The sequence below is a fragment of the Pseudidiomarina sediminum DSM 21906 genome (assembly GCF_000423165.1).
GTDB lineage: Bacteria > Pseudomonadota > Gammaproteobacteria > Enterobacterales > Alteromonadaceae > Pseudidiomarina > Pseudidiomarina sediminum.
Genome location: NZ_KE383983.1, coordinates 117,757 through 138,871, shown reverse-complemented (window position 1 = coordinate 138,871; position 21,115 = coordinate 117,757). Strand labels below are relative to the sequence as shown.

Annotated in this window: 18 protein-coding genes; 6 read left to right on the top strand and 12 right to left on the bottom strand. The window is 50.2% G+C overall.

What is annotated here, in order from left to right:
* The first annotated feature begins 121 nt into the window (after window positions 1-121).
* The gene (locus G535_RS13065) at window positions 122-1,456 is read left to right on the top strand and encodes a transglutaminase-like domain-containing protein (protein WP_034727794.1); all 1,335 of its coding nucleotides are present in this window, start codon (window positions 122-124) and stop codon (window positions 1,454-1,456) included.
* A gap of 51 nt (window positions 1,457-1,507) precedes the next feature.
* Here G535_RS13065 and G535_RS0105950 read toward each other — a convergent pair whose 3' ends face one another.
* Window positions 1,508-1,993 (bottom strand): protein disulfide oxidoreductase, encoded by a 486-nt coding sequence (locus G535_RS0105950; protein WP_026861223.1) that lies wholly within the window; start codon window positions 1,991-1,993, stop codon window positions 1,508-1,510.
* Window positions 1,993-2,724 carry an SGNH/GDSL hydrolase family protein gene (locus tag G535_RS0105945; protein ID WP_026861222.1) on the bottom strand — a complete coding sequence of 244 codons (732 nt, stop codon included), beginning with the start codon at window positions 2,722-2,724 and terminating at the stop codon, window positions 1,993-1,995. Before G535_RS0105945 ends, G535_RS0105950 begins: the two co-directional genes overlap by 1 nt.
* 68 nt (window positions 2,725-2,792) lie before the next feature.
* Here G535_RS0105945 and G535_RS0105940 point away from each other — a divergent pair, with 68 nt between their 5' ends.
* Window positions 2,793-3,239, top strand: coding sequence for a YaiI/YqxD family protein (locus G535_RS0105940; protein ID WP_026861221.1), 447 nt, complete (start codon window positions 2,793-2,795; stop codon window positions 3,237-3,239).
* Window positions 3,240-3,279: 40 nt separating this feature from the next.
* Here the strand turns inward: G535_RS0105940 and G535_RS0105935 are convergent, their stop codons facing one another.
* Window positions 3,280-5,712: a S9 family peptidase gene (locus G535_RS0105935; RefSeq protein ID WP_026861220.1), complete on the bottom strand. Its 2,433-nt coding sequence runs from the start codon at window positions 5,710-5,712 to the stop codon at window positions 3,280-3,282.
* 146 nt (window positions 5,713-5,858) lie between these two features.
* Here G535_RS0105935 and G535_RS0105930 point away from each other — a divergent pair, with 146 nt between their 5' ends.
* Entirely contained in the window at window positions 5,859-6,605 is a 747-nt protein-coding gene (locus G535_RS0105930) for a thioredoxin family protein (RefSeq protein ID WP_026861219.1), read from the top strand.
* Here G535_RS0105930 and G535_RS13060 read toward each other — a convergent pair.
* Complete coding sequence (locus G535_RS13060) at window positions 6,602-7,294, bottom strand: dUTPase (protein ID WP_051206992.1); 693 nt, start codon at window positions 7,292-7,294, stop codon at window positions 6,602-6,604. The genes G535_RS0105930 and G535_RS13060 overlap by 4 nt on opposite strands.
* A 59-nt stretch (window positions 7,295-7,353) precedes the next feature.
* Entirely contained in the window at window positions 7,354-7,545 is a 192-nt protein-coding gene (locus G535_RS0105920) for a YgaP family membrane protein (RefSeq protein ID WP_034727790.1), read from the bottom strand.
* A 139-nt stretch (window positions 7,546-7,684) separates the two neighbouring features.
* Here G535_RS0105920 and trxC point away from each other — a divergent pair, with 139 nt between their 5' ends.
* Window positions 7,685-8,128 (top strand): thioredoxin TrxC, encoded by a 444-nt coding sequence (gene trxC / locus G535_RS0105915; protein WP_034727787.1) that lies wholly within the window; start codon window positions 7,685-7,687, stop codon window positions 8,126-8,128.
* Here the strand turns inward: trxC and G535_RS13865 are convergent.
* On the bottom strand, window positions 8,111-8,830 hold the full coding sequence (locus G535_RS13865; RefSeq protein WP_026861216.1) for a thioredoxin domain-containing protein: 720 nt from the start codon (window positions 8,828-8,830) through the stop codon (window positions 8,111-8,113). The genes trxC and G535_RS13865 overlap by 18 nt on opposite strands.
* Before the next feature lie 130 nt (window positions 8,831-8,960).
* On the opposite strand from G535_RS13865, the gene G535_RS0105905 reads away from it, so the two are divergent.
* The gene (locus tag G535_RS0105905; RefSeq protein ID WP_026861215.1) at window positions 8,961-9,899 is read left to right on the top strand and encodes an META domain-containing protein; all 939 of its coding nucleotides are present in this window, start codon (window positions 8,961-8,963) and stop codon (window positions 9,897-9,899) included.
* Here G535_RS0105905 and G535_RS0105900 read toward each other — a convergent pair.
* The 5 genes from G535_RS0105900 to G535_RS0105880 all read right to left on the bottom strand — a co-directional run bounded on the left by G535_RS0105900 (window position 9,896) and on the right by G535_RS0105880 (window position 18,054).
* Complete coding sequence (locus G535_RS0105900) at window positions 9,896-10,759, bottom strand: DUF4434 domain-containing protein (RefSeq protein ID WP_026861214.1); 864 nt, start codon at window positions 10,757-10,759, stop codon at window positions 9,896-9,898. The two genes, G535_RS0105905 and G535_RS0105900, sit on opposite strands and share 4 nt — an antisense overlap.
* Before the next feature lie 14 nt (window positions 10,760-10,773).
* Entirely contained in the window at window positions 10,774-13,794 is a 3,021-nt protein-coding gene (locus tag G535_RS0105895) for an NfrA family protein (protein ID WP_026861213.1), read from the bottom strand.
* Window positions 13,782-15,995 (bottom strand): glycosyl transferase family protein, encoded by a 2,214-nt coding sequence (locus tag G535_RS13050; RefSeq protein WP_034727783.1) that lies wholly within the window; start codon window positions 15,993-15,995, stop codon window positions 13,782-13,784. The genes G535_RS0105895 and G535_RS13050 overlap by 13 nt, the downstream gene beginning before the upstream one ends.
* A 244-nt stretch (window positions 15,996-16,239) precedes the next feature.
* A complete protein-coding gene (locus G535_RS0105885) occupies window positions 16,240-17,166 on the bottom strand; it encodes a YeiH family protein (protein ID WP_051206991.1) in 927 nt (308 codons plus the stop codon).
* 12 nt (window positions 17,167-17,178) lie between these two features.
* Complete coding sequence (locus G535_RS0105880; RefSeq protein ID WP_026861211.1) at window positions 17,179-18,054, bottom strand: MBL fold metallo-hydrolase; 876 nt, start codon at window positions 18,052-18,054, stop codon at window positions 17,179-17,181.
* Between the two features lie 127 nt (window positions 18,055-18,181).
* On the opposite strand from G535_RS0105880, the gene G535_RS0105875 reads away from it, so the two are divergent.
* On the top strand, window positions 18,182-18,898 hold the full coding sequence (locus tag G535_RS0105875) for a YebC/PmpR family DNA-binding transcriptional regulator (RefSeq protein WP_026861210.1): 717 nt from the start codon (window positions 18,182-18,184) through the stop codon (window positions 18,896-18,898).
* 39 nt (window positions 18,899-18,937) lie between these two features.
* On the opposite strand, the gene G535_RS0105870 is transcribed toward G535_RS0105875, so the two are convergent.
* Window positions 18,938-21,085, bottom strand: coding sequence for a S9 family peptidase (locus G535_RS0105870; protein WP_084616868.1), 2,148 nt, complete (start codon window positions 21,083-21,085; stop codon window positions 18,938-18,940).
* Window positions 21,086-21,115 lie beyond the last annotated feature (30 nt).

Here is a 21,115-nt window from a genome sequence, read left to right as displayed (position 1 = left end):
AGCCCCTTTTATCTTCGTTGTAAATAATTTATGATTCAAAAATAATCAATTGTGAATAATATTATTCATCAAAAAACGTCAAAATAAATCCACACAATAAACCACAATTAGGAACAGGAACATGCGACCTTTACTCCACCCCGTCTTGCTCGCAATGCTTGCAGGTAGCGCGCTTATCGGCTGTTCAAGCGAACCTCAAAGTGCCCCCCAAGACAACGCCGAGCAGATTTCTGAAACCGAACGTAAAGCACGCATGCGTCGCGATTTTCAATGGACTGAAGCGCGTGTGAAAGAAAAGCTGGCGGAACTTATTCCAGACTATACTGAGGCCGATTTTGAGCGCTGGGACGCTGCCGGCTTGTTGGAGTACCAAATCATTGATGGCGAGAAACGCTACTTTAATCGTGCGGTATCGAACCTTTTCTATATAGACGATGCCGCGCGTGATCGACGCATTGAACCGAAAAGCTGGTACTACTCTATTGCACCACTGTATCAAGTCCATCCGCACCATCAGGCAATCATGAATAACGAGGATACGAGCAAGCGCATTCGTATTACCTATGAGCTTACGGTAAAGCCAGATGTCATTCCTGCAGAGCAAACCTTGCGCGTCTGGTTGCCGTTTCCACGCGCTATTCCAGGCCAACAAACCGATATTCAGTTGCTCAGCGCATCACCTACGGATCCATTGATTGCCAACGAGCAGCAACTGCAACGTACCGCTTACTTTGAGCAGCAAACTAAAGCGGGTGAGCCTACCGCTTTCTCGATCAGCTATGAATACACAGCACATGCCATTCACAATCGCATTGATGCAGCCCAAGTGACCCCGCTCAAAGATCCAGCGGCCCTTGCCCCTTATTTAGGGGAGCGCGCGCCACACATGGTGTTTAATGAAACCTTGCAGGCATTGAACGAGCGTATTGTTGGCGATGAAACCAACCTTTATCGCATTGCACAGAAACTGTTTGCCGCAGTTGATGACATTCCTTGGGCGAGTGCCCGCGAATACTCGTCCATCGCGAATATCAGTGAGTATGCAGCGACGGCCGGGCACGCCGACTGCGGCCAGCAAACGCTCTTGTTAATGACCTTAATGCGTATGAACGGTATTCCAACACGTTGGCAGTCGGGTTGGGAGTTCTCGGATGGCAAGTTCAACACGATGCACGACTGGGGTTGGTTCTATCTCGAGCCCTACGGCTGGATGCCAATGGATGTCACCCACGGTCAGCTGAATACCATGGATGACGCATTGCGCTGGTTCTACTTGGGCAGCCTCGACGCCTACCGCCTGACGTTTAACGATGACTTCAGTCAACCTTTCTTCCCAGCCAAGCAGCACACACGTTCAGAGACTGTCGACTCACAACGCGGTGAAGTGGAGTGGGAGCTCGGTAACCTGTACTTCGACAAATGGAATTACAAGATGACGTGGGAAGTCATTGAATAGGTGAGTGTTTGGGTGAAACGAAAGGGCACTGCCGACGCAGTGCTCTCACCATTACAACCATTTTGCCCAGAGCCAGCGTGCATAGAGCCCCATCGGTGTGGTCAAGCCGGCAGTAAAGGATTGAATCTCACCTTCACTGACAATAGCAAACGCGGGAGTTACCGGCACTCCCCACTGCTGCGATAAACGCCCTGTCGCATCATTCACCACCACCATCTGGTAATCGTTCTGCGTCACATACCGTTGCAGCTCTGCATCAGTTCCAGAGCGCATCGCTACCGTCACCACTGGCAGATGCCCTGCCAACCAATCAACGCTGGGCGTGATCGTCGAGCACACCGGGCACCAAGTAGCCCAAAAATAAACAATCACAGGTTGCTCATAGCTTTCCGCAATAATATCGCGCTGTTGCTCGGTAATGGTCATCCACACACTTTCCGGTAGCTCACCGACGGGTAGATCTTTGCCGCGCCAAACATCCATAACAGTCACGACGACCATGACCATCAGCAAAAAACCCAGGAGCTTCTTAAACATCACGCCTCCTCACCCGACGTTGTTACGATGAACTGTTGCTGAATCGCTTGCGCTGCCCCCGCCGCCCAAATCTGGGCCGCAGCTGGAGACGGATGATAACCATCCTTCGCAAGGTACTCTGGCCGGTAAGGTATATCAAAGGAGAGTACCTCAGCACCTGAATGGGATTGGCAATGCTCCTCTAGCGCCGTGTTCAACGCACGCGCTTGATTGCCGACGAACCACCGCAACGGCTGCGGTAAGGCTGGAAATTTATGCATGGGTGGTAGCTCTGTGTACAACACTTGCTGACACCCCAGCTGTTGCTGCAAATAAGCTGTCATACGCTGCAAATCGCGACGCCATTGCTGCACGGAAGTTCGCCGAGTGACATCGTTGACCCCTACTGAAATCACCACTACGTCAAATTTCGGCGCAATCAGTTCAGTGCTTTGTAGCAGGGCGAATACCCCAGCACAGGTCAAACTCGAGCGCGCCACCAATTGCCACTGCACCTGATAGTCTGATAAGCATTGCAGCAACTGTCCGGTCAGCGCCTCAGCCTGAGTCTCACATCCGACTCCAGCGATGGCTGAATCACCAAGCAGCAGCAATCTTAACGACGGTTGTTGCCGCGCATTCCCCGAGCGTTCGCCCGCCGCTTCCGGTAACCGTGGGGTGGTTGCTCGTACGCGTTTGCCTTGCCACCACAGCAAGGGTGCTGTGGCTAAAAAAAGTAGTTTTTGTCGCAACGAAAACTCCTATCCCGCGATAGCATGGTAAACTCAGCTCATCTTGTCATTTTCAATGAAAAGCGCCTATGAAAATTTACGTTGATGCTGACGCCTGCCCAGCGGTCATCAAAGATATTCTTTATCGCGCCGCAGAACGTAAACAACTGCAGCTGATGCTTATCGCCAATCACGCGCTGCGCGTGCCAACGTCGAAGTACATTAGCACACTAATCGTGAATAGCGGTTTTGACGTTGCAGATAATGAAATCGTGCAACGCTGTCAGCCCGGTGATCTGGTCATTACTGCAGATATCCCTCTTGCCGCAGAAATTCTAGCCAAAGGCGGACAAGCCCTCAGCCCCCGCGGTGAATTGTTTACCAAAGACAGTATTGGTGCGCGACTCAATGTCAGGGACTTTATGGAAACGCTGCGCTCAAGTGGCATTCAAAGCGGTGGACCGCCGCCACTGCATCAACGTGACCGCATGGCATTCGCCAATCACCTAGACCGTATTCTTGCCCGTAGTTGCTAAAAAGCCCGCTAACGAAGCGGGCTTTTGCATGGAAAGAAACTTATTCAGTTTCACCTTTCAGGTAGATATCCAACCAGCGCGTTTGTTCCCACAACATATGCAGCATTGACTCACGGGCACGGTAGCCATGAGATTCATGCGGCAACATGACCAAACGAGCGGTACCGCCTAAGCCCTTCACCGCCTGATAAAGACGCTCAGACTGCATCGGGAAAGTGCCCGAGTTGTTATCATTTGAACCGTGAATCATCAACAAAGGCTCATTGATTTTATCGGCATGGAAGAACGGCGACATGCCAATGTACAAATCGGTGTCATCCCAAATCGTGCGCTCTTCACGCTGGAAGCCAAATGGCGTCAAGCTGCGGTTAAACGCACCACTACGCGCAATACCGGTTTTAAAGATATCGCTATGCGCAAGCATATTTGCGGTCATGAACGCACCATACGAGTGGCCACCCAAGGCAGCACGCTCAGGATCCGTAACACCAAGATCCACACCGGCTTTCACTGCCGCTTTACCATTCATCACCAACTGCTCAATAAAGGTATCATTTGGCTGCTTATCACCCTCACCCACAATTGGCATGGTCGCGTTAGCAAGTACCGCGTAGCCTTGGGTTGCAAGGTACTGAGGCCCCCAGAAGCTTAAGCGCATAAACTCATACGGCGAACCCGAGACTTGGGCCGCAGCTGAAGAGCTCTTGTATTCACGCGGGTAAGCCCAAACGATGGTCGGTAACGGACCATCACGCTCTTTATCGTATCCTGCAGGCAAATAAAGCTCTGCAGACATTGCTAAGCCGTCTTCACGCTCATACGAAATCATCTCACGGGTAATACCTTTGGTATGCGGTGTTGGGTGTGGCGTCTCTGTCAACGCTTGCAAGTTATCGTCATCAATATCACGGACAAAAAAGTCTGCTGGATCATCGACGCCCTCGCGCTGGGTTAAGAAGGTCATTTCTTCAGCGTCAAGCAACGCCAACGGTCGCTCAAAATAAGGTGCTTCACTGCGCCACAAACGCTCGCTACTTTGATCTGCGAGGTCAAAGGTATCGATGAATGGACGGTCGCCTTCATCCGATGCTCCTTTCCCTGTCAATAGCACCTTACCGTCGTTGAGGTACAACAAGGTACGGCCATCGCGCTGTACGGTCAGCGGCTCACCTGGATCGTTATAGCGGTCTTCCCACGAACGATCCCAGACCAATTGTGGCGAACGTTCGCCGGTTGCATCCACCAACCAGAGCTTCTCATCACGATCAGCCCACCAACGCTCCCAAATCAACACATGCTCTTCGTCTGCAGCGAGCACCCGACCTAAGCGTTTGCTCAACTCCAGTAGTTTTTGTGGCGCTTGCTTAAATGGCGCGGCTTGCTGATACACTTCATCACGTACCTCAGCGCTCACCGCTGGATCACCTTTATCTTGTGCTTCAGCCCAAATCAAGGTGGCATCAGCGTCATTGCGCCAGCGAATATCACGACGACCTTGTACCACAGCATCAAAGGCAATCGGCAGGTTATCCGCCAATGGCTGCTCTACCACAGTGTAAACAGCTTCACCTTGGCTGCTCCACACTTGTGTCGTTTCTGGGAAGCGATAGTAAGGCACAGCGTACGAGTATGGACGCTCGATGTTGCTTACCAAGAGGTAGTTATCATTTGGCGAGCTCTGCACCCCAGTGTAAATCGCTGGTTTACCCAGTTTCTTAGCATCACCAGCAACCGAGAAGAACTGAATTTGACTGGTGAAGTAGTAATCAAATAGCGCTTCATCAACTTTGTTCTGCAACAAATCCTGATAGGTCCGCGCCGGTGCTGTACGGCCAGAGCTCTCTGTGATGACAGGGCCTGTCGGCACCGTTTGTGTTGCTGGCTTGGTCAAGCCCTCAGCAACCGTGTAGCTGTAAAGGCCACTGCTATCATGGCGCCACTCCAAACGAGGGCCCCACACTGCGTTTAACGGCGCACTCGACCATTTTTTCGCTTGCTGCGCCGCAACATCAACCAGCCAAAGCTCGACAGTTGTTGGGGTTTGCTGGGCAAACGCGATGTACTGACCATTTGGTGACCAACTTACGCCCAAGGCTTTAAGATCATTTGGCAAACCATCAATCGCAACCGGCTCGCCACTGTCAACGTCTACCAAACTAATACCGCTCACGTAACGCGCTTGACTGACCGTGTAGTTGGCAGGATTAATGCGACGGCCCGCAAGCTTTAATTGCTCCGCAGCAACATCGGCAATGGTCGGCAACGACGGATAGTTGGTCACCAATAAAAGATCACCTGCTGGACTTAAGCTACCACCAGGTGATGGCGCTGCATCAACGATATCAATGATGGCTTGGTCGGGCTCTTGATAGTTCAGTTTCACTGGGTTCGCGAAACTCGGCTGCAAACCACTGACCGCGGCTGTGGTTCCTAGCGCCAGCGCTAACGCGCTCACCTTTAACGCTTTTAACATAGTTGTTTACCTTTATTCTGTAGCGTAAATTATTGATTGAGTGCTATTAAATTATCACAAACAGCATAGGGTTGGCCTTTACATCACTAGGCGTCAATCGCATCTATAGACATATTGAACGCAATCAGAACCTTTAGGAAGAACTCATGAGCTTTCGTTTCCTTGTCCTCATCACATTTTTATTGCAAAGCACTGCTGCCTTAGCAAGCGCCGACACCCCATATTTTAGTGGACACACACCTTCCCTTGCGCAGATCACCGCGGCGCAACAGCAAGCGCAACGTGAAAACAAATTACTGATGGTGATTTTAGGCGCGGATTGGTGCCATGACAGTCGAGCGCTTATGCAAAACTTTACCGACGAAACGCTGCATCGCCAATTAGCCGAACGCTTTGTCATGGTACGCGTTGATGTGAGTTATTTTGACCAAGGCGACGGCGTAACAGAACACTTTCAACAGCCAACCTTTTATGGCACCCCAACGGTGATGATCATTGACCCGCACAGTGGACAAGTGACCAATAAGGCCGATTGGCAACATTGGACCAACGCCGCCTCGTATTCATCAGCCGACTATCAGGCCTACTTTCTGGAGCAATCTTTTGTAGCGCCCCCGCAGGCAAGCTCGCCTTGGCAACAACAAGTAACAGCCTTTGAACAAGCACAAGCAAAGCGTGTCGAAGCAGGTTTTGCGGCGGTAGGCCCCTTACTAAAAACCTATATCGAGTCGGATCGTACTGAGGGTGCCGCAGCGTTTTCGCAGTTGTGGCGCGAGCTAGGTAAATTTCGTAATCAAGTCTTTAATGACGTGCAGCGCCTACGCGCTCTCGAAGAGCCCGTGGCACTGCCCGAGTACCCAGCACAAAGCTGGGAAGTACATCGCGACGATTAACCTGCGTTGGTCGCGACGTGCACGTCGTAATGATCAAGCAGGAGTTGTTGGGCGTGAGCTAGCGGCTGAGGCGCCCCAACAATGGTCGTTTGATGCTCACTCAGTAGGCGCATCATCACCTCGTTGTCCTCCTCGCCATGCCACATTTTGATGTACGTGCCTTGTTTATAACCGCGCTGCTGGCGTAGGTTGTTCAAGGCATTTTTGCCGATGTAGGTCAGGTAAGCCGTATCAGCATCACCGTATGCAGCAACCAACATCGCTGCCAAGGCTGCGAAAAATTGCTCGCCACACACCAAAGAGGCTGTCGCAGCACCGTCTTGTGCCATCGCCACAATCAGTTCTTTACCATCCTTCACTGATACCGGTGCGGCAAAGCTTTGCCCAATCAGTTGCGCTACAGCGTCGGTCGCCGCAGCTTGATCGAGACCTCGCTGGCAAGCGTGCTCCACGGCATCTGAAATGGCGAAATGCAGGATATCAATCAGTTCCATATTGGCCTGATCCCAGTCGGCACTTTGCTTTTTCCACCACTTATACGCGGTATGCTCAAAATACTCCCCTAATTCCACCAAGATGGCTTTCACGTCATCGCGCTTTACTTTGGGAGCTTCTGGGTAATCAGGGTCTATCACTTGGTTAAATGCGATTTGCATACTAACCAACTGGCGAGCTTGAGCTGGCGTCATTCTGTGTTCCTTTCAACTAAGACAAAGTGAATGACGCCAAAATAACATAATTTAACGGCTCAGGTAGGGGTTTTCAGCTTACACGTCGAAATGCCAAGCAGTTTGTACAAGCCGCAAAAACGGAACAAACCGGTGGCTAAAATAACCGCACCAGCTATCCACCAAAAATTGCCAGCATTCAGTGACCACAACATCACCACGATACCTAAGACAATGCGAATCAAACGATCAACACCACCGACATTTTGCATCAGTCATCCCCTCTTTCATTTGCAGTTACCTGCGACTCATTTGAGCATAGTGAAAGACGCAAAAAATGCCACTCCGCAGGTTGAAAGTTGGCAGAATGCCACCATAATTAAGGGAAAGCTAAATTAAAAGGAATCCTCTATGACCACCTCGATTGTCGCGGCGTGTTCGCACTGTCACAAGAAAAACCGCGTGCCCGCCGACAAAGCCAGGGCTGAAGCAAAATGTGGCGCCTGTGGCCAGCCGCTTTTCGACGGCCAAGCCTTCAGTGTCACCGCGGATCAATTTCGAACCCATCGTGACAGTGATCTACCCTTGGTGATTGATTTTTGGGCAAGTTGGTGTGGCCCATGCCAACAATTTGCACCAGTGTTTAACGAGGTCGCCAAACGCTACGCTGATAAGGTCCGCTTTATCAAAATCAGCACCGAGACCGAGCCTCACCTCGCACAACACTTTGCCATTCGAAGTATTCCTACCTTAATGATCATTGATCAAGGCCAGGAAATTGCGCGCCAAGCAGGTGCATTACCTGCCCAGCACTTTCAACAATGGCTCGACCGACACTTAGCCGAGATCGACTAGGTAGTTCAGTAACGCAAAATAGCGCTGCGCGTCCTGTGGGTCGTGTGGCGCTGGTGCGGTAACGACATATTTACCATTGACCACCAGCATTGGCACTTTACTGAGGTCAGCACGCTTCATATCTTCTAATACAATACGTAACTTCGCGGTTAAAGTAGGGTCGTTCATTGCCTCAGCAAAATCTGACGGGCTGACCTGATATTCCTGAAGAAAGAACTGGATATCTTCTGGCGTCGGAAGCCGTTTCTGGTTTTCAGCGATACGTTGGTAGTACTCGATCAATTCATCGTCTAAATTCGTCCCTGCAATGCCTCTTAGGGCGAAAAAAATACGCGCGTCGTAGGCCCAACGCTCGGTTGCTGGCGCTGCACGCTTGATGACAGCAACATCAGGGAACTCAAGCGCAAAAGCATTGATGGTCGGATTCAAATGCTGACAGTGCGGGCAGCCCGGCCATAAGAATTCCATGACATAGCCACGTGCACCGATTGGTTTGTCGAAATAAGAGGTTGTGATGGTTTTCTCAAGGACTTCGTAATCTTTTCCTTTAACGAAGCTATACTCTACCTGTGCAGGCGCCGTTTCAGTTGCCGCCATATCACGCGCTGGTGATGTGGTAGTCGTCTCATCGGTCGCAGGTTGGCAAGCGGTCAAGCCCACCAACAGACACGCAACTGCGCTTAATTTCATTAAAGCTTTCATATGGATCCTTGGATTATCTTGCGTTCATCATCTTTGTGTAAAGGCTATGTTAACCTAGCGCATCATCTCTCGTAAAACCTATCGTAACTGGCGATAATAGAGAGGAACATTACCTATTAGGAGCATCACTATGTCCGCACTTCGTATCATGCCGGCTATTTCGCTACTTTCGCTCGCAGTATTGTCCGCTTGTAGTTCTGAAGCGCCGTCTCAAGACACTACAACGGTCTACCACTGTGGCGCTTTAAAGGTCGGTACTGAACTCAACGGCGAACAGCTTACGCTGACGTTTAACGACCAAAGCTTGGTTATGCAAGCGACGAAAAGTGCATCTGGCGCTCGCTACGTCAACGAAGAAAAAGGCGCTGAATTCTGGAACAAAGGCAACGAAGCCCAATTTAGTACAGAAAACTTCTCGCTACCACTCTGTATTGCCGAAGGTTCACTACCTCAGCAAATTAGTGCGCGTGGCAACGAGCCATTTTGGCTTATTAACCGCAATGGTGATGAGGCAGTTTTACGTACGCCAGGCGAAGAAACCAAGCTAGCTGTCACAGAAACGACTGCGATTCGTGATGGTTTCTCTATTCGTTTTGCCGACGACGCTGAATTAACCCTGAAAGATATGGTTTGCTACGACACTATGAGTGGCCAAAGCTACCCTTACAAAGCCACCTTTAAGCACCAAGGTAGCGAACACCAAGGCTGCGCGGGCGATCCGAAGCGTCTGTTTGCCGGTGCGACTTGGCTCGCACAAAACAGCCCAAATGCACAAGGTGAGCCGGTCAGTTTGACCTTCCACTCTGACTCACAAGTCAGTGGTTTTGCGGGGTGTAATTACTTAACAGGCAGTTACGCAATGACGGGTGAAAACTTCCAGTTTGGCCCATTGGCGGTTACCAAGCGCATGTGTGCAGGTGAAGCCATGGCCTACGAAGACACGTTCTTACGTCAACTAAACCAAGTAAACCATGTCAAAGTGTTCGCAGATGGCACCTTACAACTGCAGCTCAAAGACGGCAGCTTTCTCAACTTTGACAAAGGTCAGCTAAAACTATGGCGCGACTAAGGCGCCGGCAATTGGCGCGTGACATCTGAAAGATACAGAAGTCCAACCGCCTGCGGTAAATAGCGCAAAGAGAACCAAATGCGGCGGTGACAACTTGTTGAGGTTGCCGCCGCAAGTTCCTCCGCAGAGGCAGAGCGCGCCGCAAAAGGCTGTTTCGAGGTCTGCACGAAGGCCTCGTTAATCATCACCACATCACAATTCAAAGCAGCAAAATAGTCTGCGCGTTGCGCCGCTGATAAAGCCTGGGTACCCACACCATCTTGCAACCAGACGTGATACCCAAGTTGCTGAATGTCCTCCAACCATGCGCCAAATTCAGCTGCTGGCAAGGTCGCACTCATAAATACACTAATTGCTAGCGGTGTGGTTCCTATACGTTCACGTAGCTGGGTCAAAAAGGTTGCCAACTGCTGACGTTTTGCGGGGGTATCGAAATAGGCATCGCTGAGCTCTAACGGAATATACCAGCCCAAAAACTGCGCCGAATGCTGCTGCCGCCACGCCTCCCAACGGGCAACCGAAGCATTCACTTTACGCAGATAAGTGGTAAAAAACGTCTGCTGTGCCGCAAGGCCCTTACTCATCTCGGTAAAATAGTCATCCTCAAGGTGTAGGCCGAGCCAGAGCGGCATATAGTTCTGCCAAACGGTAATGCTGTCGCGCAACCAAGGTTGGCCCGCGCTAAAGTCTTCGTCACCGTATTGCGTCCACTGCAATACGCCAAAATCAATGCCATCATTACGCAGTTGCTGAAACAAGTAATGCCAACCATAGGCGCCTAACTCGCTATCGCGATTCAAGGGTTGGTACATCACCCCTTGCTGCTCGCTAGCTGCTGACGTTGTCACAACGGACGACATCAGCAGCCCGACACCTAAAAGTAAAGTTCGAAGCGCACCAAGAACGCGTTGTCGCCGTCGTCGGCATAATCGCTGGATACGACATGTTGCCATTCTAGGCCAAGCTCCATTCGTAAATTATAGCTGTTGTAATCAGACTGGAACCATTCAGACATCCAGCCCACGCCAAGACCCGCTCGAGCGTCATCGGCATCACCCGTTAAAGCTAAATCATGCGAGGTATCGCCTTGTAAAAAGCCGTACACGCGCAACGTTTGCAAATGATGGTAGCTTAGCGCAAACACCGGGCCTGTTTCCAACCGACTAAAGAAGGCAGACTGATCATCTTCAGGATAGTAAATGCCATCGACGAAGAAGGTGCTGTACCACACTAAATCGTGCTCTGGCTCCCACCACTTACTTTTCGTCCAAGGGCTGAATAGGTCCGCTGAAGCCCGCACGTAAGGCTTCAATTCTTTATCACCATCCAGTTGCTTACGCAAACCAGCGGAAAGCACGCCATTAAAGGTTTGCGATGGACGCCAAGTTAACGCCAAATCAAGCTCTTGCGTTTCAAAGAAATCACTTTCGCCACCTTGCAACAAACTCAGTTGAGCGCCAAGACCACCAAAGCCAGCTTGTGCGTCGGTGAACTGGTACGCTGCCTGCGCCTGCATGAAGTAATCTGACTGCGCGTCAATCGCTTGGCCAGCACTCGCCCGACTACTATCACCGGCCCAACCGGCAACAGTGAACGCCCATTGGCTGTCAACTTCTCGATGCAAGCGCTGCGCTTTTAGCAGCTCAATCTCATCGGCCTCAGGCGCTGCCAACATCCGATCAATGGCAGCCGCAGCATAGTGTTTCGTTTTGTCTTTATCGTCACGATAATGGAACGCAAAAGCAGCTTGATGCAGATGCTTCACTTGCGCGTCTGCTTCATGACCCAAGAGCGCGCGGTCAAAGTAGTCCGCCGATTCCTTCGGATCGCGCTCATAAATGGCATACGCCAACTCTGCTTGGAAATGACGATTCTCTGGATGGGTCATGACAGCGTCGCGATATAAAGCCTCAAGAGCGTCGCGGTCGCCTTGTAAACGATAGATATGGGCACGCTCTTCCACCAACAACGGTGAGTCAAAACGTTGATCGGCACGCTCTAGCAAGATCAACGTCTTGGCTTGATTCTCTTGCGCCTGAGCGATATCAACACCCAGCAACCACCAATCCAACTCATGCTCTTCGCGGGCGCTTTGCCAGGCTGTTTCCGCCGCCACATAGTCGCCTTGTAAATAGTACATCCGCGCAATCGCAAGCTCATCTGAACCAACGCGCTCCTCGGCCGGAATACGTTGCAAGTAACTTGCTGCTGCCGCATGCTCGCCTACCCGCTGCGCTAACGAAGCTAAGGCGCGTAAATCTGCCGCTGCAGGTGTTTCACCGAGAGCCAGTTGCAGGGCTTGATAGGCTGCTTCCGGGTCACGGTCCATCAAACATTCCGCGCGAGTGCGAATACCGCGTTGCTGCGAAACATTCTCTAAGACGGCCAGCGCAGCATCACAATCGCCTTGCAAACGCCATAACTCAGCCACATCAACCGGATCCGCGTTACGCCGGGCCAACATGGTCACACGCGCCGCATCAATGAGTTCTGGCTGACCATAAAGAACATTAATGTAGCGCGCCACCAGTACTTTCCCAGGTGCACTGGCCAAATTAATATCGTTAAAACCATCATGCAAAAGCTCTAACGTAACTTCCGCCTCACCGCGCTGCCACATGAGATAAGTAACTTTTTCTAAGGCCGCCGGATCACGATAGCTCTGCCAAATGCGGAGCCACAACTGCTCGCCCCGCGTATGGTCGCCGAGTGCGTCGAATGCCATCGCCAGATAGGTCAGCTCGGCCTCATTTTTCGCCACACCATCAAGTAACGCAACCTGACGCTGCCAGGCTTTTTCTTGATGATAATAATTCATCAGCAATTGGCGTTGCCGTGCTTGTAATTGCGGTTGCTTAAATGACACCCGCTGAATGGCCTCGTACTGCTGTAAACGTTCCGCTAGCGTCAGCCATACCAACGGGTTTTCCTGCACACTACAGTTCGCTAAATACTGTTGTGCTTCGGCAGTACGATCCATGCGTACCAGCAGCTCAGTTTGCTCCAAGCAACTGGTTTGAGCTTGCTCAGCAAGCGCCATCGCCGCCTCAAGATCGCCACTTTCTTCGAGCAAAAAATAATACTGCTTCACATCTGCTGCGGCCAGATAGTCGCGCTCGTGCAACCAAGCAAAATAATTTAACGCCGCAGCCTTATCATCGTTCGCCAACGCCCGATAGGCTAACTCACGAATAACACCTCCACTCGCTTGAGGATAGCGTTGCGCCAATGCATAGGCCCCTTCCGCATTCTGCGCTTCCACCAAAATATACCCGAACTCAGCAATCTGCTCAGGTGCCAGTTCGGCATGTTCCGCATAGCTTTGGAAGTGCTGAGCGGCGGCCTCAAAATAACCGGCATCAGCCGCTGTTCGCGCGGCAATTAAATGTAAATCAGGGCTCCAGAGGGACTCCGGCAAAGCATTGAGCCATGCCCAAGCATCGGCTTTTCCCTGCTCTTTTTGCAACTGATACAGGCCTTGCTCTATCAACTCCAACCGCTGTGCACCGTCTAACCCATTGAGGAAGGTTGGCATCGCTTCTGCGGGGGGGACCTGTTGGGCCATCACCGTCCTTAACATACGTTGCCGTAACGGCTCTCGACGTGGTTCGGGAACGAGGGCTAGATAAGCCTTGGCTCGCTCGACATCTTTGTTGAGCATCGCTAACTCAAATGCGTATTGGTAAAACGGTGTGTGTTCCGGTGCAATAGTAATCGCACGTTCCAACTCTTTTAGCGCCGCTTGGTATTGCTGCGCTTCTTGGTAACGAAAGGCTTTATCAACATAGGGGTAGGTTCGGAACTCTTCGTAGTCTGATAAGCCAACAAAGATCCCGTCACCCAGCGTTTGTGGCGCGACAGCAGTAAATGCTGCAAGTAAACTTAGAATTCGCATGAGTTACCCGGTTGCCCAGCAACCGCCTCCGCTAATAGTTCCTTCATCTCTACTTGATGGCGCTTTTGATAAGCTAGCGCTGCTTCGCGTTGTGCATCTGTGATAATGCCTTCACGAACCAAGTAGTCTCCTAACCGCGTTTCGCCACTGCGTTGATATGAAATCATCACTTGCGCCATCACCGCTGAATCGATGGCTTGAGCTTGCACCAACGCCACACCAAAAGGTAATTGACGAATAAAGTAAGTATCCCGTAACCGCTGTAACGCGTGCGCATCAAGGTTTTGGCTGCGCTGCACGTGTTCTAACGCCTCGCGGGGATCGACTTCTTTATCATTCATATACCAATAGCGCAGACCCAAAGTGACCGCCCCTTGGGTGGTCACGCATCCGCGGACAGGTCGACCGAGACGACGGCTTAGTGCAGCCTCTGACACCGGACTCAACGCATACTCTCGACCAACAACCAGCGTTTTTCCATCCTCAGCAAGCGGTAAAACTGAGTATTTAAAGGCTAGTTCGCTCGGTAAGTTGTCAATCAACTCCTGTGAAAGTTCAAACGGATCACAGGCCTGAAATGAACTGTATTCTTGTTCGGCAATCGCCTCGCTCAAATCATTTAGCGTCACATATCCCGCCGTCACCAGATAAACACCGAGACGGATTCCTGGAGGGCGTTCCATCAAGGCTTGCTCAAGTTGCGCCTCGGTAAGTTTGCCATGCCCAATCAACAATGAGCCAAGCGGTTGTTTGCGTGGCGGTGCCACCACTGGATAAACATGGGAGGTTTTATCCCAAGCAACTTTTCTCGGGTCACCATGCTGCATGACCTGCTTGATAGCACGTAAACTCGCGGTAAAGTTAATCAAGGTACCCCAGAAAATACGCACGATTGAGAGAAAACCTTGCCACCAACCATAGTATTGCTTGGCAAAATAAAAGCGTTGCACGAGCCGATTTACTAGGAACAACAAGTTGGCGTATAAGAAGAACACGATCATCGGTTCGTTTTCAAAAATCGATAGCACGCGGTAGCTACTTGGATAAAATTGCTCAACCGTCCAAATCACTAACAACTGGATAAAGAGTGCCATCGCTAAGAAGCTGACAATGTTGGCAATGGCGCCCCGTCTGTCACGCCATAAAAAGTAGTTAATTTTCCAGTCCTTGGTCCATTTCAATGTGCGTGAGCCTTGGAAGATAATACCGATAATCCAACGGGTCTTTTGCCGCACAGAGGTTTTAAATGTGGTTGGAAAGTGTTCGCGCACGCACACCACGTTACCAGCGCGCTTGCCAACGCCAGCTTTTTGCTCACGTAATTGGGCTTGCTCAAGGGTGACTGGGTAGCGGACGAAAATTTCTTCCATCCCCCAACTCTTCAACCGAAAGCCGATATCGTAGTCTTCGGTGAGCGACTGGACGTCAAAGGGTAAGCCATCACCTTCTTTTAATAAGTGAATGATCGCACGGCGACTGAAACAAGTACCGACGCCAGCACTTGGTACTTGGCCGGCCAGCGATTCACGCACCACGATATCTTTACCGTGCAACTCAGAAAACTCGTCTAAATAATGGGCGGCGGTAAAGTCATACCATTTCTGGGGGTAGGGATACACGGGTAACTGGATCATGTCTTTTCGACCGATCAAGTAGTTAAACAGTCGTAACTCCATACTCGAGATGACGTCTTCTGCGTCATGTAAAATATAACCGGCAAACTCAATCTTGGTTTTATTTTCGAACTCGATGATCGACGCAATAATATTGTTCAGACAATCTGCTTTGCTGGTTGGCCCAGGCTCGACACAAATAACTTTGTGGACATTAGGATAATGTTCGACAACATGGTCAACTTCAGCTTGGGTTTCCGGATCATTGGGATAAGTACCAATGAAAATTTGATAGTTTTCATAATCCAACGAGGCCGCTGCGTTGGCCGCCATCTTATCGACCACTCCCATTTCTTGCCACGCTGGCACCATAATCGCAAGTGGCTTCTCAGGTTCGGCAAGGAGCTTATCGGGGTCCGCATAGTCATGCTTTCGATAAATCGTTAATTTTCGGTAGATTCGGCGTGTCCAGTAATAAAGATCGATAAAAAGATCATCAATACCGAAAATAAAGAGGAGTACCATCACAACTATGGCCAACCACTTTAAGCCATACAGGTACATTACAAAGGCATCAAACCATGTCATAGGGCTTCTCCCGCAAGCGTCTGAGACTCTTACCCCACACAACAATTTCTTCGCGGTCGCATCAGAAAAGTAATTTGGTAAGTTAATGTTTAATTAGTTGACAACTAACCCCCTGTCAAATTGAGGGTTTTAGTTTCATTATCCGCTTGAAGGGAGTGTTACCGCAATCTACCAAACGGCATACTTAGACGTAACATTGATAACTTTTGCTATAAAAAAAAGAGCAAATTGAGCCTTATGAAGGTTACCACAGCAGCCAAATGAGGCTGCCGCAAGCAATCACCAGCCATAAGATAAGCGCGAGCAGAAGCGGCTTAAAACCAGCTGCACGAATACGTTTTAACGTCAGGCTTAACCCAATCAAGAATAAACACAACACCAACAAACGCTTACCGAGCAAAAACAGATAGCCATAAGCAACGTCACCACTAGGGAGATAGCTGGCAATCAGTGCTGCGGCAATAAAACCGCCGATAAACCAAGGTAACGCCATTTTAGCATGCCCGGTTTTTTTATTGTATCGCGCCGCGACCCAAGCCGAGACCACGGCAACCGGTAAAATCCAGAGTGCTCGCGCCAGCTTTGCCGTCGTCGCAACTAACAGCGCCTCGTCGCCGTAGGCTTCCGCCGCCCCCACCACAGATGAGGTGTCATGAATCGCAATAGCGGCCCATAAACCAAAGGTATATTGGTCTAGATTCAAGAAGTGCCCAATCGGCGGGAAGATCAACAGCGCAACTGAATTTAAAATAAACACGATCGCCAAAGCTAACGCCATTTGGTCACTGCGCGCACGCACCGCAGGCCCCACAGCCGCAATCGCACTCCCCCCGCAGATTGCTGTACCAGAACCAATTAAATGCGCTGTGGTGGTTTCTAGGCCCAGCCAGCGCCCAATCACGAGCGCTAACACTAAGGTCACCACAATCGAGGTAACAATTAAGCCTAAGGCGTCACCCGTCACGGCCAATGCGGTATCAATGTGAATCCCAAAACCCAGCAACACAATACTCACTGCCAGCAAACGCTTTGCTAACTGCGCAGGGTTAAAATGTTTGGGAACCATGCCAAACCCAGCCAACACGAATCCGACCGCTAACGCTAGCGGTGAGGAAATCAATCCCGCTAATGCCAGCACAGCGACCAGTACAAAGGCCAACAAAGGCAGCATGGTTCTTCCTTCTTAGAGTTGATTAATAGGTAACTTCAAGTACACCTTACCGTCTTCATCCGCCGGAGGCATCTCGCCAGCGCGAATATTTACCTGAATGGACGGTAAGATTAGCCGTGGCATTTCAAGTGTAGCATCGCGCTCTTCCCGCATTTTAACGAAGTCTTGTTCCGAAACGTTATCATTCACGTGTTTGCTATGCTTGCGCTGAGCAGCGACCGTTGTGCAATACTCGTGCTCACGCCCCGCTGGCGGATAATCATGGCAAATATAGATTTCCGTCGACTCAGGTAACGCGAGGATCTTTTTGATCGAGCGGAACAAGGTCGTCGCACTCCCGCCTGGGAAATCACAACGCGCAGTACCCACATCCGGCATGAACAGCGTATCACCAACAAAGACTTTCTCGCCATTAATTAAATACGCAATATCGGCTGGCGTGTGTCCTGGCGTATGCATCACTTCAAAGGTCATGTTACCCACTTGGAAAGTCTCACCGTCTTTGAAGAGGTGATCAAACTGCGCACCGTTGGGTAAAAACTCTTTTTCTAAGTCAAACACATCCTTAAAAATTTTCTGCACATCTTGAATGTGTTCACCAATCCCAATCTTACCTCCGACGTGCGCCTTCACAAAAGGTGCCGCAGACAAGTGATCGGCATGGGCATGGGTCTCTAACACCCACTCCACCTCTACATCGTGTTCACGCACAAAATCAATCAAGCGTTGCGCGCCTTTGGTTGCGGTACGGCCTGATTTGTAGTCAAAATCGAGGACAGGATCAATCACCACAGCTTTTTGGGTATCTTTGTCCCAGACCACGTAACTAAAGGTTTCGCTATCATTATCTAAGAATGCTGCAACGCCTACAGAATCCGAATGCGTCATCGTCGAGCTCTCCTTGTGTTAATTAGATAGTTCTAAAATACGCTATTTGGCGCAAGAGTTAAACTGGATCAACGTCCAATGTATGTATAAAATTGCGCCTCTTGTAAATCGACATTGGAAATCTACTATGGGTCGCGCCTATCAAAACCGAAAAGAATCGATCGCGAAAACCGCAAATGCAAAAAGTAAAGTCTACAGCAAATACGGCCGTGAAATTTACGTTGTTGCCAAACAAGGCGGTGTTGAGCCTGACGCTAACTTACAGCTGCGTAGCTTAATTGACCGTGCCAAGAAGGATCAAGTTCCTGCGCACGTTATCGAAAAAGCTATTGATAAAGCAAAAGGTGGTGCTGGTGAAGATTACGCTCCAGCCGTCTATGAAGGCTTTGGTCCTGGCAACTGCATGGTCATGGTTGAGTGTCTTACGGACAACCCAGCGCGAACCTTTGGTGAAGTGCGTAACTGCTTTACGAAAACCAAGTCGAAAATTGGTGCGCCAGGCAGTGTTGCGCACATGTTTGATCACTGCGCGATTTTGGCCTTCGCAGGCGAAGACGACGATGCAGTGTTAGAAGCATTAATGATGGCCGATGTTGACGTGACCGACATTGAAGCAGAAGACGGCATGATCACCGTCTTCGCGCCACACACTGAATGGCACAAAGCGAAAACCGCGCTGCAAGAAAATTTCCCTGAAACTGACTTCGAAACGGATGAAATTCAGTATTTACCGCAAGTCATGACCACCATCAGCGGTGATGATGTTGCAATGATGGAGAAGTTTTTAGATATGCTCAACGATTGTGACGATGTGCAGAACATCTACCACAACGCTGAATTCTAACAATTGGCCCGGACGTTCCACAACGTCCGGGCTTTTAGTTTACTCATCTGCGGCCTGATCTTGCGCCAGCAAATCCAAAATAAACGCATACTCCTCGGCAACTTCTTTCAAACGTGAGAAACGTCCTGAAGAACCACCGTGTCCAGCCTCCATATTGGTTTTGAACATTAACGGCTGATCATCCGTTTTATGGTGACGTAGTTTCGCAACCCACTTCGCCGGTTCAAAATACTGTACCTGCGAGTCGTGCAAACCGGTCGTAACCAACAACGCTGGATAGTCCTGCGCACTCACTTGGTCGTAAGGTGAATATGACAACATGTACTCATAGTACTGCTGCTCTTTCGGGTTCCCCCACTCATCAAACTCATTGGTCGTCAGCGGAATGCTCTCATCCAGCATGGTGGTCACGACATCCACAAAAGGTACATGTGCCACTAAGCCACGATAATGCTCTGGGGCAATGTTTGCGACCGCACCCATCAACAACCCACCGGCGCTGCCACCCATACCAAAAACCTTATTTGGATGCGCGTAACCTTCCGCAACCAAATGCTTGGTGACGGCAACATAGTCAGTAAAGGTGTTCATTTTATTGAGCATTTTGCCTTCTTCATACCAATGGCGTCCCATTTCTTGACCGCCACGAATATGCGCGATGGCATAGACAAAGCCACGATCGACCAGCGAAAAAATCGTCGAACGGAACCACGGCTCTGAAATCGAACCATAAGACCCGTAAGCATACTGGTACAAAGGGGCGCTGCCATCTTGGTTGAAGTCTTTTAAATAAACCAGCGACACTGGCACCTTGGTGCCATCTTCAGCGACGGCCCAGGTACGGGAAGATGCATACTTGGAAGCATCATAATGAGGCACTTGCTTCTCTTTCAGAACCTCACGTTCTTGGGTCGCTAAGTTGTAAGCATAGGTGACCGTCGGTTGAATCAACGACGTGTAGTTGTAGCGCAACACATCGGTATCTTGCTCAACGTTAACGTCGAAATCCATGACATAAGTCGGTTCATCGGCAGCGATTTCATAGCTTGCCTCAGGGTTTTGCCATGGCATCACGCGAATACGGCTCAAGCCATCAAAACGTTCGTTGATCACCAAGTAGTCAGTAAAGAGCTCAAAACCATCAATAAACACGGCCTCATCATGCGGTACTAACGATTGCCATGCCGACTTATCCCCCAACGCCGCGGTTTCTACCTGCATTAGCTGGAAGTTTGGTGCTTGATAGTCGGTCAAAATAATCCAACGACCATCGATATGATCAGCACTGTATTTGAAGTCGCGCTCACGCGGTGCCATCACCTGAAACTCAGCGTCAGGTGTTGACGCGTCCAAGACATGAATCTCATCGGACACCGTAGCATCAAGCTGAATCATGACGTAGGCGTCGTCAGTGGTATTGTTGACCCACATATAGAAGGTATCGTCTTGCTCTTCATAAACCACTTCAGCGCTAGTTGCCGGCTCACCTAAGCGATACTTCAACACGCGCTTAGAGAGTAAGGTTTGCGGGTCGTTCTCAATGACAAACAAGGTTTCATTGTCCTGCGCCCATGCAATCGCAGCTGATAAGCCACTTAAGCCGGTAGCATTGGTTTCACCTGTCGTTAAATCACGTACGTGCAGTTCATACTGACGACGACCGACGTTATCGACGACATAGGCCAGCTTGTTTTGATCTGGACTCACTTGCAGGTTGCGCGCCTGCATGAACGACTCACCTTCAGCCAAGGCATTCACATCGAGAATCGTTTGTTTTTCCTCAGTCTCAATGTGCGTCCGCGTGTAAATTGGGTACTCTTTACCCGTTTCGTATTCTGTCTGATAAAGATAACTACCCTTTTGGTACGGAACCGAGCTGTCATCTTGCTTCACTCGGCCGAGAATTTCGGCCTCGAGGGTATCGGTCAAGGTTTGATAATCGGCACGATACGCATCGTAATAGGCATTTTCAGCCTCAAGATAAGCCAATACCTCTGGGTCGGTACGCTCATCATCACGTAGCCAATAATAATGGTCCACGCGCTCACCGTGAGGTGAAACGACGGTATAAGGTTCACGCTTAGCCACTGGAGCTTGCTCCTCTACAACAGAAGATGCTTGCTGTGGTGACGGCTGACAGGCCGTCAAGGTGGTCGTTGCAAGCGCAACCAACCACCAGCCACGCATCGAAGTTTTAAATGTCTTCATTTTATTCTC

Coding starts and splice junctions, on each gene's coding strand:
- G535_RS13065 (WP_034727794.1), top strand. CDS start 122: ATGCGACCTTTACTCCACCCCGTCTTGCTCGCAATGCTTGCAGGTAGC.
- G535_RS0105950 (WP_026861223.1), bottom strand. CDS start 1,993: ATGTTTAAGAAGCTCCTGGGTTTTTTGCTGATGGTCATGGTCGTCGTG.
- G535_RS0105940 (WP_026861221.1), top strand. CDS start 2,793: ATGAAAATTTACGTTGATGCTGACGCCTGCCCAGCGGTCATCAAAGAT.
- G535_RS0105935 (WP_026861220.1), bottom strand. CDS start 5,712: ATGTTAAAAGCGTTAAAGGTGAGCGCGTTAGCGCTGGCGCTAGGAACC.
- G535_RS0105930 (WP_026861219.1), top strand. CDS start 5,859: ATGAGCTTTCGTTTCCTTGTCCTCATCACATTTTTATTGCAAAGCACT.
- G535_RS13060 (WP_051206992.1), bottom strand. CDS start 7,294: ATGACGCCAGCTCAAGCTCGCCAGTTGGTTAGTATGCAAATCGCATTT.
- G535_RS0105920 (WP_034727790.1), bottom strand. CDS start 7,545: ATGCAAAATGTCGGTGGTGTTGATCGTTTGATTCGCATTGTCTTAGGT.
- trxC (WP_034727787.1), top strand. CDS start 7,685: ATGACCACCTCGATTGTCGCGGCGTGTTCGCACTGTCACAAGAAAAAC.
- G535_RS13865 (WP_026861216.1), bottom strand. CDS start 8,830: ATGAAAGCTTTAATGAAATTAAGCGCAGTTGCGTGTCTGTTGGTGGGC.
- G535_RS0105905 (WP_026861215.1), top strand. CDS start 8,961: ATGTCCGCACTTCGTATCATGCCGGCTATTTCGCTACTTTCGCTCGCA.
- G535_RS0105900 (WP_026861214.1), bottom strand. CDS start 10,759: ATGTCGTCCGTTGTGACAACGTCAGCAGCTAGCGAGCAGCAAGGGGTG.
- G535_RS0105895 (WP_026861213.1), bottom strand. CDS start 13,794: ATGCGAATTCTAAGTTTACTTGCAGCATTTACTGCTGTCGCGCCACAA.
- G535_RS13050 (WP_034727783.1), bottom strand. CDS start 15,995: ATGACATGGTTTGATGCCTTTGTAATGTACCTGTATGGCTTAAAGTGG.
- G535_RS0105885 (WP_051206991.1), bottom strand. CDS start 17,166: ATGCTGCCTTTGTTGGCCTTTGTACTGGTCGCTGTGCTGGCATTAGCG.
- G535_RS0105880 (WP_026861211.1), bottom strand. CDS start 18,054: ATGACGCATTCGGATTCTGTAGGCGTTGCAGCATTCTTAGATAATGAT.
- G535_RS0105875 (WP_026861210.1), top strand. CDS start 18,182: ATGGGTCGCGCCTATCAAAACCGAAAAGAATCGATCGCGAAAACCGCA.
- G535_RS0105870 (WP_084616868.1), bottom strand. CDS start 21,085: ATGCGTGGCTGGTGGTTGGTTGCGCTTGCAACGACCACCTTGACGGCC.